Here is an 18,000-nt window from a genome sequence, read left to right as displayed (position 1 = left end):
ACCTTTTTTAAGGTAGTATTTATTCTTGTTTTTGGTATGAGTCGCTTCTGCTTTATTTAGACCCTAAAAGCTCAGCCAAACTGATAAGTAACTACTGGGCTTGGTTCATTAAAAGCCAGTGGTTACCGCCTAATTGTATAGCCAATCTATATTACCAACTCGAAATATTTCCCTGTAGCTGTTTGTGGAAATTATTTCGATTGTACTCGTATTGCCAAAGTTAATTGTAAGGATAGCATAGCCTCTCCATTTGCCTTCGGGTATGGATTAAGCTGGGCCTTACAGCTTTCCATCGTTGCTGGTACACAGTGTTATGAGTCTTGAATGAGGCGTTTGTGCCCATTTAATCAAAATAAATAATTCACGAAATGCCGTATATTCAGGGCTCTGGTATGGTGACCTGAAATTTATATGTATCATATTAGTGAAACATGAGAATGTAGCATAAGTAGCGTGTATTCATGCTCAGAAGGGTCTGTGCCGGGCGCATTTGGCTATTATTTTGTCAGTCCCGCCTCTAGATAATACGCGATTTCTGAAGCCCCGAATAAATTGTCTGGGCCATATCTCTGAATGCTTATGCCACCTCTACGATAAATAAAAAAGCAATCTAACCTGAGTCTTCTTTTCCGGAGGGAATGGTTTGAAACGGATAGTTGATGGATTACGATTAATCACGACTTTTGTTTTTATACTGACTCTTTGTAGTGGCTTTATTTTTGTTCCATATGCTCATGCCAGGCCTGGAATAGATATCAGAAAGTCCAATGCGATCTCTGGAAACAGTGAGACGGAAGATTATATTTTACATGTGAAGCAATGTGGAAGTATTGTTTCCATAGCTGTCGACAGCGGGAAAGGCAAAAACGTATACTCTCTGTCTGACGATGCCTTTAAACGAATTGACCCCCTCAGTGCTTCGGGGGAACTTTATTTCTCATGTTCAGGGGAGCGACGCTTAAACCCCCACGTCGAGTTGTATTTTGCTGACGGCACATCTGAGCCCTACTCAGAGCAGTTTGAACAGGAGACAAACAATCCCTCCATTTCTTTCAAAGAGACACATATCTCAACAGGGGAAGAGGGCAATCAGTACTTAACGACATCTGTCTCTTCACAGGATGATGTGGACGTGACGTATGTTGAGATGAGAATTGTCGGTCTGCTGGCATCTGATCTCCGTATGGCTTCTGGTGTGATTGATCAGGCCTTGCCCAAGGCTTTTGCAAATTCCGGCGAACTCCTTCGTGTTTATCCGGATTCTGATACTCAGTCTGAGTATTCAGTGACCCTTCCTATTGTTTCTTCCCTTACCTCTGAAGACATTGAACACAACGGAATCGTAATGATTGACGCCAGTGTCGTGGATTCTTCCGGTAACCGAAATACAATGTCCAAAATTGCATTTACCGGAAGCGACGTTTCGGAATCGTCCGAGGGGCTTCAGGTTACGCCTCAGCGTATTGTTTTTACGAATATTCTCGAAACAGCCCGTCTTGCTCCATCGGTGGCGTATCAGTTCCGGGGCAGGATCAACCTGTCTGGCTACGGGAAAGGGATTGCTTACACGTCATCTCGACCTGATTTGGTGGGGGTCACGACGTCCGGCGTTGTTTACCCTCTGGTTGAAACCTTTCCTGCCTCTGTGGAGTCGGTGGCGATTCATGTGACCCATGCCGCTTCCGGAGAAGAGCTGGCGGTGCCTGTCGTTGTTGATTCTCAACGGACCCTTGTGAGTATTAAGGCTGTCGGGGTGGATGCCCATAATCCCTTTGTTATTGATCGTTTAAACCATGCTGTAACGCTTCCGTCCATTATGGGTGTTTTTGACGACGGAACGGAGGCAGAAATCGGTACCCAGTTTAGCATTCACTTTGAATTACCTGAATCTGCTCAAGGTATTTTAACGCTGGTGGAGGATCGCATCGCAGCAACGGCACCCGTAAGCGATACCGCGCCTTTTCAGGTCGCGGTAACCTTGCAAAACGGGCCTGGGGCCTGGTCGACGCACATCCCTGTGGTGGCAATGGATGCATTGCCCGACGTGGAATTGAAGGTCACGGAAAGCGCTTGCGTTGGAGAGCGCATCAAGGCCAAGGCCCTGGCAACGGATGATGTCGGTATTTCAGAGGTGACCTTTTTAATTAACGACGCACCGTCAGGGACCCTTAAAAATCCTCCTTATGAGTTGTTCCTTGAAGCAAGTGAGGCATTGGTGGGAAAGAAGCTTTGCTTTACTGCACGCGTTACCGACAGTGCCGGGCAAACAACTCTATCCGGTGACAAAGTGGTGACGGTTGTGAAACAGGATGTTGTCCCGGTTCCCACGCTTGCTGTGGACATGCCTTCGCAGATGCAGCGCTTTGTTGAAGCAACGCCAGTTCGCTATCAACTTTCCCGTGCCGTGGACATAGAGACAGCCACACAATCCCGAGATATAGATCATGTTGACTTCTTTCTTGACGGCTCCCTGCTGGGCACCACCTATTTTCCTATGTATAAGAAGCGAGGCGAGTCTTTTTACGAGCTGTGGGCCTATGACGGAGTGGTGGATGAGATTTCTGTAGACGAGACAAGCCGGTCGTTTCATGCCGTTGTCCACGGGTCAAAGGGAAATCATGCCAAAAGTGATGCACGTTTGATCCGTATTGTCGGCAATACTCCCCCTGCCGTGCGCTGTCTCGAACCTGTTTCAGGTGCTGAGGTTTGTGCAGGGCAGACTTTGACATTCAAGGCGGAAGTTATCGATGACACCCTGGCTTCCGGAACCAGGATTGAGCTTTGGGTGAATGGAAAGCTTACGAATCAAGCCTTCTATGTGGACCATGATAAAAAACGCGATGATGCGTTTCAGGAACAGACGCATGTGGAGACGTTCCGCCTGGGTATTGGGGAGGAAATGCTGGGGAGCACCCTGGATTGCAAGGTCCAGGTCCGGGACTTTCATGGTGAAGAAGATACAACCGAAAAGATACGTGTGCATGTGAAGCAGGATCAGGCTCCCTTTGTCTCCATTTCAGCCCCCTTGGAGGGAGCCCATTTTATCGCAGGCGCTCCAATGCCGATTTCAGCAACAGCCTCGGATGATGTTGGGGTGACCAGGGTCGATTTCTACGTGAATGACAGGCTTGTGGGGGGCGATGCCACGGCCCCTTACGGTGTGGCGTATCAAACGGCAAAAAATCTGGATGAAGACGTCCCCGTGAAACTTCATGCCGTTGCATATGATACCAGGGGCGTTTCGACTGTCAGTGCAGATGTCAGGGTGACGCTGGGCCGGGATCTCCAGGCTCCTGTGATTAATATTGTCTCCCCGGACGTGCAAGGTACCCAAACCGGCGATGAAACGGCATTTGTCACGGAGGGCAGTCCCTTTGTTTTTAAGGTGTCGGGATACGATAACGTCGAAGTGACGGGCCTGACCGTTAAAGGTATCACGCTTCAGGATGGTTACTTCCAGTTGGCCGGTAACCTGAAAGCGGGATTGGATGGTGAGCACTTTAAACCCCAGCAGATTCCCGGTGTGCTCCATGCGTTTTCAGCAACAAAAATGATGACGGCCCCTGCCTTTACCGGCGGGGAAGGGGTTGTTGCAGACACATACCCGGTTCAGGTTGAAGCCGTTGATGCTTCGGGCAATGCCTCGACAGCGTCCCTTAAGATTGCGGTTGTTCCAGATGGGGCGCCTGAAGTTGTTGAGATAACGTCAAATAAAAATACGTATTCTTGCCTCGATCGTGCCACCTTGTTTATCCGTACATTGGACGACCAGGGCGTGAAAGAGCTAAAGGTGAAGTGGGACAAGGTGGTGGGTGGCAGTAGTGAAACCCTCTTCGAGTCAACGGTTTCCATCACGCCGCCTCTTATCAATTCCCAAAAGACAGTCTCCCTTAATCTGCGAGATTACGGGCTGGACAATACCGACCAGTCATTGAAGGTATGGGTCACGGCGGTCGATACCCAGGGGCAGTTATCAGAAACAAAAAGCCATGATATTCAGGTATCCAAAGATAGCGCCCCACCCCTTGCCTCCATAGCGGAACCCGCTGCAGGGACATTGCTTTACGCCGGATCATCGGTTGATTTTGCGTGGAACGCCGTTGATGACACAGAGCTTTCATCTGTGGTTTTCATGCAGGGCGGTCAGATAATCAAGACGGCCTCATTGTCCAAACCCAAGGACAGTGGGGTCTTTACATTGACGGTTCCCACAGACGTTCAGACCTTTTCCTTCGCGCTTGTTGCGTCGGATTTTAACGGGAACAGCAACACATTTTACTACTCGTACGATGTCACAACCGATCTCCCGCCCACCGTGTCCATTCGAAGTCCGGCAAACGGTATCCAGATGATGGAAGGCGACTCTTTTACCTTATCTGCAACCGCCTCTGACGATCGAGAGGTCGTTCAGTTGGAGATGTTTATCCGTGGTGAAGACGGAACTCCCCATTTTTCCAAAATCTTTAACAGCGCAGAGGTCTTCACTGCAAATACCAACGGAGCCTACCTCTCTTCAAAAATGCGGGTGCCCCATCGTGGGGAAGACGCTGAAACAAAATGGGTGATCGGGGTTTCTGCCAAGGATTCGGCCGGTCAAGTGAAAGAGTGTTTGTTGGATGTTGATACCCGGGACGATTTGGAATCTCCGTTGGCGGCTTTAGACATACCTGCCGGGGATACCTCGTGTTATCCGGGTACGATCCTTTCCGTTGAGGGGCATGCCGAAGACAATGTCCATGTTCTTGATGTTACCCCCATCCTTCTGGACAAAGAGGGACAGGAGATCGAGCTGGCTTGGGATCATTACTCACCTGTGGAGCGGGTTGAAACCATTGAAGTTCCCAATCCGGATTCCTTCGGCTCTTCCTTTGCAGGTCGACGATATTATCTGGACTTCAAAGGTGGCGTCACATTGCCCGAAGAGCCCGCTATTCATGTTGATGAAACATATGAGTTTTTTCTTCGAGTCAGGGATCACGGTTACAATACCCATGAAACAGGGCATCGTCATGTGACCATCAAAGGGGATGAGAATGCCCCGATGATAAGCCTGGAATCTCCCTCGGACACCGCATTTGCCCATAGTCCTTTGAAGGTGAGTGTCACCATGACAGATGACTTTGGCATCGGGTCCTATGCTGTGTTCATCGGTGATGTGGACATAGAGGATGTGAGCACGTCCGTAGTGCATGAGGAGAATCTTGACAGCCCCAAGGTGACGCGGTCGTTTGAAGTGGATATCAGCGGGTACGCCCCCCACGATCCTGAGAAAAACAGCGTAACGGTCGTTGTTGTTGCTGAAGATACCTCAGGCAACCGCACCCGTGAGGTCAGGCCTGTAACGATTGTGGAGGACCAGGCCCCTGTTGTTGCAATTTCCGATTCCTACCCCGATTCTCCTGTGGTTAAAGGGGCACTTTCGTGTCAGACCTTTCGCGTGGATGACGATAACGTGTCTTCTGATTTGCCGGTGTCTGTCTTCCCTGTCTATACTTCGCTGACCGGTGTGGGGGAGGGCGGTATCCGAGGTCCCACGGGCCAGGTGGCGAAAAACCCGGATGACGAGACAGTCCCCTTTGTGGAACTGCTTTATCCGGAAGGTGACAAGCTTCCCGGTACCTTGTTCGTGGGAGCGCAGCCTTATGTAACGGCCGTTGACGGGAAACTGGAAATCTGGCCCCTGCCAGAAAAGGACCTTGCAAGCAGCTATCTTTCATTGGACTTTGGTGAAGGAAAGACGGTTTCGTACCTTGTGACGACCCTGGAGGGCTCAGAGTGCTCGTCAGGAAGGCAAGAGTTTGAGGTTGTCTCAGGAGAAGGGGTTTCCTTAAACGATCTGCTGGGCTCTTTGGATTCATCCGGAGTCCGGTATGCAGACGTTGTGCCCCAGGTTCGAGGTGAGGATGGCCAATTGCTGGCTCCTTTTATCAAGCGCATTCGTATTGATGCTCGAAACCTCAGGGAGGTTACCTCCTATTCTGCTCGAACGAAACATACATTCAAAAAGGATCAGGTTGCTGTTTTTCTATTTATTGAAGACAGGGGCCTGGAAGAGAGCAAAGACGCATTCATCGCTTCACACGGGGTTAAGAAGATTACGTCGTCGCCCTCGGCCATGAGCACGCGTATCCCGGTGCCGGTGCTTCGGGATGCTCCGAAAATTTCGATTTTTGGCCATGGGGTGGATTGTCGTTCCTTCGACCGAACCCCCAAATCTCAACCCCTTGTCCCCTTGCTTACAAAGCAGCTTGTTGCCGATGAAGAACCTCCTTCCCTGATTATCTCTTCGCCCGGAACGGGTTCCTTCGTGCAGGCCGGAAAGCGGCTGGACATCAATCTTCTTGCCTCGGACAACACCCAGTGTGCCACATCTTTGAAAGTGATCGAGAACAACACACGAACTCTCATAGAGTATGGTGGTTTCTATGGCGTATCCGAATATTCGATTCCATACACCGTCCCAAAAGATTTTTTCGGGGGGGAAGTGGACCTGCTTGTTATCGCAGAAGACCCATCAGGCTTTAAAACCACTCAGCGGGTCACGTTGCCTATTGGTGAAAACAGGGTTCCGGAGCTAGAGCTCAAAGGGTTTTACAGTTACCTGGTACCAGGTGGAACCTACAAGAAAGCGGTGACATCCAAAGAGGCCCTGGCATCCGGTGAGTTCTGGTTGAGACCGGATGAGACCTTTAAGTATGTTGCCCGCGTCTCAGACGACACTGAGCTGAAGGAATTCAGCATATGGCGCCTTGATGCTTCGGGCAACCGTGTGGACCGGGTCTATGATCATACCTTCCCTGTCGGCGATTGCCCGGCGTATCCGGTGGTGTCGCACGAGGAACATGCGGAAGTATCGTATGACCGGAACGAGGCCACCGAATACCTGGTGGAATTAACCGACGGATTGGATCAAACAACCAGCCAAACCTTTATCGTCCATCCTATCAGCAACGTTGCACCCGAAATCCGTATTACGTCACCTGCCGATAACCAGAACGTTGTGGCCGGGACCTTCCGCATCAAGGTGGACGTGGTCTTTTCCGATGATCGGGCGGTTTCCGTCGAGCAGTTGAAGGTGTATGCCAACAATGTCCCTCTGACCATCAAAACACGAACCCCCATTGCCCTGGCTGGGTTGCGTTCGGACAGCCGGGTGAGCGATGCTGTTGACTCGATATACGACAGTCTCAGTGCCAAGTACTCAATGGCTGTTGCAGATGAGTACGGCCGGTGGACCAGCCCATATGCCGGAATGGTATCCTGTACGCTGGAAGTGCCTGCAAACCTGATTCGGTTTAAGGAGGATGTTGTTCTCCGAGCTGAAATCCTCGACACAGACGGTGAAATGGGGCGGGACAAGGTCAACATGATCGCTGCGCCCGATGACATCCGTCCGGAAGTGGCTGTCACAAAACCGGGGACAGGATTCTCTGTGGTGGAGTCCTCGGATTTCACGTTTGGGTTCAGGGGCTATGACAATGTAAAAGTGGACAGGCTTGAGCTTTATACCACCTTTGGGGGCCAATCTCCGGGTGGTGAATACGTGAAGAATGCCTACGGCACCTCGCCCTTCTTTTCCGTTTCCGGTATCAAGGCGCGGGACTATGAGCCGGTAACCACAGTAAATATTGACACGCCGGAGTATCGGAAGATTATCCATGCGCCGCGCCTGACAACAATGGACGATGCCGTTGAGGGGCTGAGTTTTCACCCCGACAATATCTATCATATCTGGATGAAGGTGGTGGCATACGATGCCGCAGGCAACGCAAGGCAGCGGGAGATCGGCTACCTTATCCGGCCCGATGAACGGCCCGTCATTGACATCGTTTCGCCTGTTCCCAATGCGGGCCTGGTTGAGGGGAGTCGTCCCAATATAAACATCAATGCCTTTGACGATATCGGCATCGCAAAGGTTGACCTGAAGGTGATACAGGGGCCGAAATCGCCTCTGGATATGTCGCCCCAGGAAATTGAGGATGCGACGAAATATCATCTGGATTTAACTGCCCCTCCGTATCAGTTTACGTTTTCCGTCCCCGCCTTTGATCAGGAGACTGCAGGCAACAACACGCTGTATCTTTTGGCCGAAGCCATCGATACCTTCGGACACGTCTTTGAAGAGGCTGATGATCACAGAGTGCGTGAGGTGGTACCCGTTCAGATCTTGAGGGATGCGCCCCCTGCCGTAAGCATCGGAGAGCCCAAAAACAACGATAAGATCAGTGAGGGCAATCAGCTTCTCGTCCAGGTAAATGCCGTGGACGACATCGGTATTGACCAGGTGGTGCTTCATGTTGAGGGATACCTTGGAGGCGATCGTACCTTTATCGATACCATCTACCCGTTTGAATTCCTGGTGGCGATTCCCTACGGCCAGGCCGGTGTCGATCTTAAGCTGCGGGCATCGGCCAGGGAGACGAGGCACTCCGGTGAAGCCCGAACGGCTACCACGCCTTCTCCCGTTACAGTCATCGTGGAACAGGACAAGACAAAGCCTGACATTTCAATTGTCCAACCAACTGAGGGCAACGCATATGTGGTTGAGAAAAAACGTCTCTATTATGAAGCAACAGCCAAAGATAACGTCGAGGTTGCCTCGGTTCGGCTCTCGTTGTTTGCCGATAAAAATCGGGACCATGAATTTAAAGAAGCAGAAAAAGTAGCCCAGGCGTTTCTGATCTCTTCGCCGTATCGGGGGAACCTTCCCCTCGGAGCCTTCGAAGATTATCTGGAAGACGATGCGTCTGATGTCACTGAGGTGGCGATGAAGCTTGTGATGACGGCTGTGGACGGCGCGGGCAACGTCTCTTCAGATACGCGAGGCGTGACACTGAAGAGGAATCAGCCTCCGGAGGTTGTGCAGCTTCAGATTCTGGACCAACGGGGGTACAACCTCGGGGATGCCGTTTCAGGGGTTACTGAAGGGCGGGGCATTGTGGTCAACGTGCTGGCCCAGGACCCGGAGACCGGCGTGGCGTCGGTGAGTCTCAAAAGGGCGTTGGGGGATGGGGCATTTGAGGCATCGGACTTTATATCCATGGGTAAGGACGATGCCGCACCGTTCCAGTTTCATCTGGAGGTTCCCCGCGGAGCCGTTGGCCAGACGATCTCATTTTCGGCAACGGCCATTGACCTGGACGGGTACGCTTCCGTTGGAGACAAGAAACGGTCCATTACCATCCTTGCAGACCAGCCCCCTGAAGGCGTTATCGTGGAGCCGGATAACGATGAGTCCAAAGTGGTCAAAGGGGAAGAAATTCAGGTTACCGTGGAGACCTGGGACGATTTGGGGCCGGACGGCATCGACAGGGTCGTTTTTTATGTGAACGATGTGCCCGTGGAGACGGTGTACCATTCCATCAGTGACCAGTCGGGTTCTGCAGCCCAGGACAACCTCTACAGGACACGCGTGGCGCCCCCTGAGGGAGTGACAGGGGTAGTGATCTATGCCGACATTTATGATGTGATGGGGCATTCGGTCAGGACAGCACCTGTTCGTGTCGGCACAGTGGAGGATACGGTCAAGCCTGTGCTGTCAATTCTTTCTCCTGCAGATGGAGAGATCCTGACAGCCGGAAAACCGGTTCATATCACTGCTGAAGTGGTGGATATCGGTTCCATTGATGAACGTCAGGTCAACGTGCATTTTATCCGAGAGTACATGGCGGGTCGGTTTGTGTACCTGATGGACTTGAGCAGCGGTGGTGTCGGTGATGAGGTCTACGTGAACAGGGTCGCCTATACCATGGGGACCTCAACGTCACCGGACACCCGTACCTTTGGTGATGCCGAGGGCCTCGTTACCTGCCTTGGCGATGAGATACACGGCGCTCCAGGGGTTTCTGTGAGCCGGGAAGGCGATTTGGTCCGGCTGAGCAGTGCTTCTGCCCTTGAAGTCGTGATTGCAGATCAGAGCGATAACGGTCAATCAATCTCGTTGATAGACGCCGGTCAGTGGGAAGCCTTGTACGAATCTCCGGAGCTTGCCCTGGCGTTGAACCTTGAAAAGAGTGATGTCGCTAATTTCGTGTATGTCTATGAACTGAAGGACTACGCGAACGGTCACCTTCTCAAGCGCGAAGGCAAGGACCATGAACGCGTTCGCAGTGTGGTGAAGGTCAATACCCGGAACCATGTGGTGAAAAGGGAGAGCACTCACGAGGTAGGGCTTCCGGTGAGCAGGCGGCTTTTCTTCAGCCCGGGGTGGCCATCGTCAAGCGGTTCCGAGGCAGCTGCCAGGTCTGTTTATTATGGTGCGGTTGCCCAGTTCAAGGCCCCTGACAAGACCGGCGCACTGGTTGGGGCCTGGTCAACGAGGAATCCCTTTGACCTCGAAACGGCAGACGGGCTTCTCAGTTGTCACCGGGTGGATTCGGAACTTAAGGGCTGCACCGGGCTGTTTATGGCCGATGCCGTAACAGACCCCAATGGCGGGTCTGGGGGATCGGGAGATGCCTTTGCCGGTTCAGATCTCACAAACGGTGCCTCGGAGATCTTTGCCGGGACCATTACCTCTCTTCATGCTGACGCCAATTTTGTGTTGGCTGCCAAGTCCGGTGTGGAGTTCGGAGGAACAGAAGGCGCAGATTTTGTAAAACAACTCAAGGCAAAGATAGCTGAAGATCCCGACTCGGGTAAGCTTTACTTCGAAAACAGCGGCGGTGAATTGCTGATTTTTACCACTGTGAACCGGGAAGCGAATTTCGGTTTGCCCTATGTACTCAAAGGACGGATCGATATGCCGTACAAGGGCGTCTACGGGCTGGCAAGAAAAGATGACCTCGCCTTTGTGGCCAATGGCCACGGCGGTGTGCAGGTGGTGGACATCAGCAATCTGTCAGCCCCTTATCATGTGGGGTATATCAAGCCGGACGGGTACACCCGGGATGTGGTGGTCAAGGGCCGCTATGCCTTTATCGCCGCTTCCCATCAGGGAGTCGTGGTGGCCGATGTGAGTGATCCCACCATGCCGGTGGTGGCGACCCTGGATACCCTGGGGGTAGCAAATCGCCTTTACCTGGATGGATCAACGCTCTATGTCGCGGACATGGCCGGTGAGGGGATGGTCTCTCAAATCAATGTGGTGGATGTCACTGAACCTTGCCTTCCGGTGCTCTTGCGAACCGTGGCCCTTCATCCCATGCGTGCCGATTGGGTTGCCGACGGAGTGTATGACGTTACGGTGGCAGGAGGCAAAGCATATGCAGTTGTCCATTATTCCGATCAGGAGGACAAACCAGCCCAAGCCGTGGTGGAGGTGATTGACCTTTCTGAAGTGGGCAACCCATATACGGATCCCACGGTGCCGGCTGTAACGCATCACAGGGCATGCGCTACCGACATGGGCGGGCGAGGAATCGTCGTTGCAAGGGGCGGTGTGCAGGTGGCCGGTTGTCGCCAGGGAATCCAACGGATAGAGATGCCGGAGCTTTCCGTCATTTCTCACTCTCCTGTTTCGGACGAATCGAACCTTAGCACGGACCTCGAAATCATTGAAATAGAGCTCTCTGCCCCCCTGCCTTCGGATACGGTGCTTCAAGAAGCCATTACCGTGCAGGTTGGGGATCTCCTTATGGGCGAAGACGTCTCCCATGATTTTACCCCGTCGTTTTTTCAGTGGGACGGGGAACTCGTTATGTCAAGGATTCTCCTCACCCGTGTTTCCGAGGACGAGTTGTTACCCGGTACCCGCTATCTCGTGACAATCAAGAAGGGGCTGGCTCCCCTAACAGGTGTTCCCCTTTCCAGTGATTACACCTTCGCCTTCACGACCTCTCAGGCAGGAGCTGCCTCAGCACCGGTCATTGAGGGGATTTCTCCGTCAACAGGCACTATTGATGGGAACACGGAGATTGTTGTGGCAGGGACCGACTTTGGCGTGGCTCCCGAGCTGTACATCGGAGGGCGGCGTATTGTGGTGGAAGACGTCGGTACAACAGAGATCGAGGGGATAACCTATGACACCCTGCGCGGCAGAACCGTTCCCGGCTATGCAGGGCCGGCCTCCGTCAGGGTGGTGAATGACGTCGGCCTTGAAGATGAGGTGATGGGCGGGTTTACCTATGTGGACCTTCTCCATGTTTCTCACCTTTATCCTGCGGTGGTTCGTATCAATCAGGATGGCCCCGACGACCGTGTTGAAATCACCGGGTACGGTTTCCATGACGGTATCGTGATTCGTGCCTGGCGAAGTGGGGTGGAAGGCCCGTCGGAGGCAGTATCGTTTGCTGTGGACAACGACAAGCTTTCCCTCTACAGCTCGGAAAAAATGGTCTGGTTTGTTCCTGACTACGGTTTTAACTATCGCGGATTTTTGGATATCGAACTGCGCGATGACAACGGGCGCCGTCACTACATGCCCAAAGCCCTTTTCTACGGGAAGATGGGTGTGAATTGTGAGATTTCAGCCCAGGCCCCCCTTGAGCGCGATCAAATCACCGCGTGGCTTGATGGACAGAAGGATCAGCCGGATACCGATACCTCCCTGCTTCCTCCGGGTGCCATCGTGGCCTTGGAGAGTGATGCCGACCTGAACCTGGTCTATGTTCTCGGCAGGGGGATCCTTGAAGCGGCGGTGCCCCCCAAACAAGTTGATAGCCTGGATGAATTTCATCATTACTATGCCCCGGGGTGGATCTCTTTGGTTCACTATGACCGGGCGCAGCTTTCAGAAGCCGCCCCCATGATCGGACTCGGGTACTACAACTTGCCCCAGGATCTGGTCCCCACTGAGATGGTGCTCTCGGAGTCACACCTTTATGTCGCTGCAAAAGGATACCATTTCCCCTATATCCAGACCCCCTATGAGGACACCTCCTGCATTCTGGTGTACGACCGCGAAGACCGGATTCCGGGCGAGGGCTCATGGGAATCAAAAGACCGTGACATCCTGTATTCACTGCCCCTGACCTTTGACGCAGCGCCCGTTTCCCTTGCGGTAACTGACGATCTTCTTTTTGCAGCAGAACCTGAGGGCGGGGTGGCTGTTATCAGTATTTCAACCCCTGAAAAACCTTCGGTTGTCAAGATAATGGACCGTGTCCTGGTGGGGGGCGAACGTGTCCGGTTGCACCCTGTCAAGGTTGAGGTTCAAGAGGGCATTCTCCATGTCACTGACGCGAGAAAACGACATTTTACCTTTGATATCGGCGTACCGGGGATACCCCAACTGGGGATGAAAATTTTCGATGGGGCAACTTCCCTGGCACGCCATGCCGACATATTGCACTTTTCTTCCGGCGGAGCACTGGACCATTCGGTGTACGACACCTCTCTACCGCAGAGTATCCGCAAGACAGGGACCTTTGACAGAGGTGGGTTTACACTTCCCGGCGGAACGTGTGACGTGGTTTCGGGCTTGAGTGTCTCAGGCAACCTCGCATTGGCAGGCTTTCCAAGTATAGCCAAGGGACCTCTGTATCTCTCCATGTTTGACACAAGTCGTTCCGATGCTCTGGGGCTCATCGATTCTCTTCGTGTGGATTTAATGCGTGGTGAACGGCTACGGGATGCCATCTACAACGACGACGGTATTTTTCTGGTGGGGTCGCAGAATCGCCTTTTCCTGATTGACGGGTATGTCAGTGACCTCATCGGGAGTTGCCCTGAGCATGGTGCAACGGGCATTCCTGTAAACACAGCAATTTCCCTTCGGTTCAATGCCGTCTTTGATGCGCAATCCCTGGACGAATTAAAACAGTATCTGTCCCTTACCACGCATACCGAGGAAGGGGAGAAGGTCGCGTGCGAGTTTACATTGAGCCTGGATGAGAGCAACTCCGGTCGGCTTGTTCTGACCCCGGTCGGAAACCTGCAGCCGAATCAGCCCTATGAAGTGGCCCTGAAAGGTCTCATCGGAAGCCGAAGGACAGAAGGGTTGTTCGATCATGTTATCCGTTTTGAGACGGGCTCGGGGCTTTCAAAACTTCCGGAAATAGTATCCGTTGAAAACGGTGTCGTCGAAACGGCGGGCGGGGATGTCTTCGTTGTCCTGCGTCATGTCGATTATCAGGCGGCTGTCCTGATTGCCGGAGAGGTGGCAGGTGTTCTTTCCGTCGAGCCAGTGGAAGGGGATGCCACAGCGCGTCGATTCAAGCTCAGGGCTCCACCCAACACAGCCGGCCCCGCAGACATCGAAGTCATCACCTCCAGCAAGGGCCGTGCACGGCGTTACGGCGCCTTGCAATATGTCGAACCCTTGCACCTGGTTTCAATCGCTCCTTCCCAGGGACCCCTGGGCGGGGGGACACGCGTGATCCTCAAGGGCATGGGCTTTCGACCAGGCCTTGCCCGTGTCCGGGTCTTTTTCGACGATATCGAGGTGGCTGCCGAGCATGTGAAGGTTCTGGATACGGAAACCGTTGAAGTGCTGACCCCCGGTGGGCGGATTGGTGCTTCCGACGTGATGGTGAAGCTGGACACCACCCAGGAGGCTGTTCTGCCCAAGGCGTTCCGGTATCAACAGCCCGTACAGAGCCATATCGAATACGGTGGCGGCCATGTGTATTCCATGACGGATGAACCCACTGGAACCTGGGTTGTGGCGACCCACAGCAACGGCCTGACCATTTATGAAACCGATGCGTCCCGGTTTACCGGGAGCCAGGATACCCCGATGAACCCGGATGACCTGCGCGGCGTCATCGACCTTGACGGAGACGGCAGGGACGATCGTGTTGTGGCGGACGTCTCGTTGGGAAGCGGTTACCATGTGACCGGGGCAGACACCTTTTTTGAACGAGGCCTGGATCGTGTCATTGCCACCTCCATAGACCCCGAAACCCCGGGCAGTGCAAAACTTATCGTGGTGGGCTTTGACTCCCTTGATACCTCAAATACCTCGGTTGTGTCTGAATTACCCTTGTTTACGGATTTTGCCGGCGGCGTATGTGCGGACAACAACAAAGCCGTGGTGGCCATGGGGCACATGGGCCTTGGCCTGGTGGACATCTATCTCCATTCAAAATTGTACCTGAAGAATCGGATTGCCCTGCCCGATGACCAGGCCGCCCTTGACGTGGTGCGCCTGGACCGTTCATCTGACGGCGCGGAACGATACGCAGTGGCGGCAGGGGGCTTTGATACAAAAACAAACCGTTTGCTCTCAGCCGAAGAGGGCGGATTGTATATCGTTTCCAACGATGCGACCCATGGAATGAGGCTTCGCGGTCACGTGGATATCCCTGCTTCGTCTGTGGTTTGTCAGGGAACCACGGTGTATGCGGCTGCCGGCAGCCGCGGCCTTGTTATTCTGGACGCTTCCGACCCTGATCTGCCCGTGGTTCTCTCGAGGGTTACACCAGGAGGCGTTGTGCATGATGTGGATGTCAACGGTAACACGGCATATCTTGCCATGGGGGCTGAAGGGGTGTTGACGGTTGACGTGACCAATCCAGGCAACCCGGTGATCCACGGTGGCATGGAAGCCTTTGAGGGGGCGTGCCTCGAATCGGTGGTTGCCGGCAATTACGCTGCCATCGCAGGTGGCACAGGGCACAACTTAAAGCGCATCATTCAGGTGATACCCGATGTGACGTTGAAGGTGTTCCGCATCGATCCGGAGAACAGAATTTTCGGCCAAAATGCCATGGGCCGGGTGACGGCATGGTTAAGGTTCAACAAAACCATTGATCTGTATCCGGACAATATTCACCGATTTTCCCTGCTCGATGCGTCAGGGGCATCCCTTCCTGTAGATGTGGAGATCATCAACAACGATGCCCTCCTGACCTTGAGGCCGGGCCATGGCCTTGAGAACGGGACCACACTGACGGCGGTGGCTGAAAAGGGCATTGTTTCCGGAAAACCCATGGACGGGGGGGGCTTTATTCCGCTGTACACGTTGACGGCGGATCAGTCCTTCACATTGACGTATCGTGCAGGACACGAGGTGTATCAGACAGACGAAGATGTACCTGAGAGTACCGTAAGCGTGATCTCGGTTCGTACGGGTAAATTTCACCTGAAAGAAAAAGAAGCCTTTGCCGTCTGGTACAGGTTCAACCAGCAGGTTGAGGACTCTCTATACAACAGAGAACTCTGCAAGCTGCACCACCCGGAGCAGGGGAATCTTGTGGATGAGGTGGAGATCAAGGGTACCGACGTGTTTGTTTACCTTGACGAAGCCGCAGGAATTCCCCCCGGATCCCGTATCAGGGCAGAGGTTCTGGCCGGAATGACATCCGACAAAACCGGTGTCGAGCCCCTTGAGGACGACTTCAGCCTCTGGGTGACCTATGACATGGACGCTTACGATGCCTTGGCCCTGAATGCGGTTGTGCCGCGTCGCGTCCCGGTCAATAGCAAAGAAACGATAACCATTTCTGGGTTTTGTATCCCCACCGATACGGGCAAGGTGAAGGTGACCGTTGCCGATTGTCCTCTGGAGATTCTCGAAATCACCAGCAGCTCGTCGGACGAGCGGGTGGGCATGATCAGAGCCCTTACCCCGGCGTTTACCGAAGCTGGGCTTTATGATGTGACGGTTTCGGTGAAAAAGGACGGCATCTGGCGTTCGGCCACGCTTTATGGCGGACTGGCCGTGGATGAGCCCATTGTGTTTGATCATGTGATCCCGTCGTGGGGGCCTGTGAGGGGGGGGACACGCCTTACCCTGTTCGGCAAAGGGTTTGAACCGGGCAATACCGTGATGGATGGTCTGGCTGTGGAAATCGGAACCCTTCCGGTGGCGGACATTCGCGTGTTGTCCTCCGAGAGGATGGAGGTGATCACCCCCTCAGGTCGACCCGGCCAACTGGCCGTGGAAGGCCGCGACCGATATGGAAACATGGCGCTGCTTGAAGGGGACAAAGGGTTTGGGTTCGGGTTGAAGGCCTTGGGCGCGCAGTCCACGCCTTTTTACCCGACGGACATTGTTGTGGATCACGAGGCCGGTACGGCTCTGACCAGCGGCGGGTATCTCTATCGATATCTGAGTGAGCTGAAACGCGATGACATGGGGTTGCCCATCCTTGAAGGTAGTTTTTTCAGAATGCTGGACGATCAGCCCCTTCCCGATAACCTTCGTGCCGGTGTTTTTGACATACAGGATCCCATGAATCCGATTCTCGTGGGGGGCTCGTCGGCGCTGCCGGACAGTTCGGTGGAAAAGGGGAAACTCCGGCGTTATATCGAGATGACAAAGTTGGCCAATCGAGCTTTTCTGCATGAGGATCTGGGCATTGGCTCCGGCCTTTCCCAGGAAGACGAATGCCGGCTCGAAGAACTCAGCGGTTCGGCATATCCCATCGGGTTTGACTCCATTCGTATCGTACCGGTGGAAGAAGAGGAGATGGGAATCAAGCGAAAGCGTCTCTACGTGGCGAGTGGTTCAGGAGGCGTGGCTCGCCTGAACCTCGATGATCAGAACGGCCTGCAGTTGATTTCTCAGGCTCTGTTCGAAGATTCCAGCCTTTTTACGGGGGACCTCAGCAAGTCCGGTGCAGCCCTTTTTGCTGCACGCGGGGTGCTGAGCGGATTCCCTGATTGCCATGGACCCTGCTGCCTTGACAAAGCCGATGGCTCAGGTGAGCGTATTGACCAGCTGAACTATCTTGACCCGGCAGACCCGGTCAGCATGGACTCCCTCACCGATGCCTTCGGCAACAGGGTGAAGGGGGCCCGTGCCGTGCACCTTAACAGGGGGTGGCTCTATGCCGGTGGCGGTTTGACGGGGTATTCCATTAATCAGGGCTTTCCGTGTGATTTTTGCTCCACCGTTGCGGCCAGTGATTCGGGATCCGGGCAATCCGTGGTTCAGGCCGTGAATCTTTTCGACTCGGCCCTGACCCGGGAGTATCTCTTCAGCGACGGTGTCATGGATCTTCTTTCCTATGGCGACTATCTCATTGCTGCAGTGGGCCATGCAGGGGTGGAACTGGTCCATAAGGAAAAGCCCGAAGAGATCTTCAGCCTTCAAGTTAACAAAGAGATCCAGCCCAACGAAGGGCGGATCATTAAGCTGGCAAGGTATGGGAATCTTCTCTTTCTTTCATCGGA

The 18,000-nt window shown here is 53.5% G+C and carries 1 protein-coding gene (only partly in view); it reads left to right on the top strand.

The window, feature by feature from the left end; translation table 11 throughout:
* Positions 1 to 643 precede the first annotated feature (643 nt).
* Positions 644 to 18,000: the start of an Ig-like domain-containing protein gene (locus ACOYW0_RS00060; protein WP_482416584.1), read on the top strand. It continues 23,866 nt past the right edge of the window; the window shows 17,357 of its 41,223 coding nt (coding positions 1–17,357); its start codon is at positions 644 to 646; the stop codon falls past the right edge of the window.

The sequence above is a fragment of the Desulfoluna sp. HI9BLuna genome (assembly GCF_056829775.1).
Note: the sequence above shows the minus strand (reverse complement) of the source record. Positions and strands in the feature narration are given on the sequence as shown.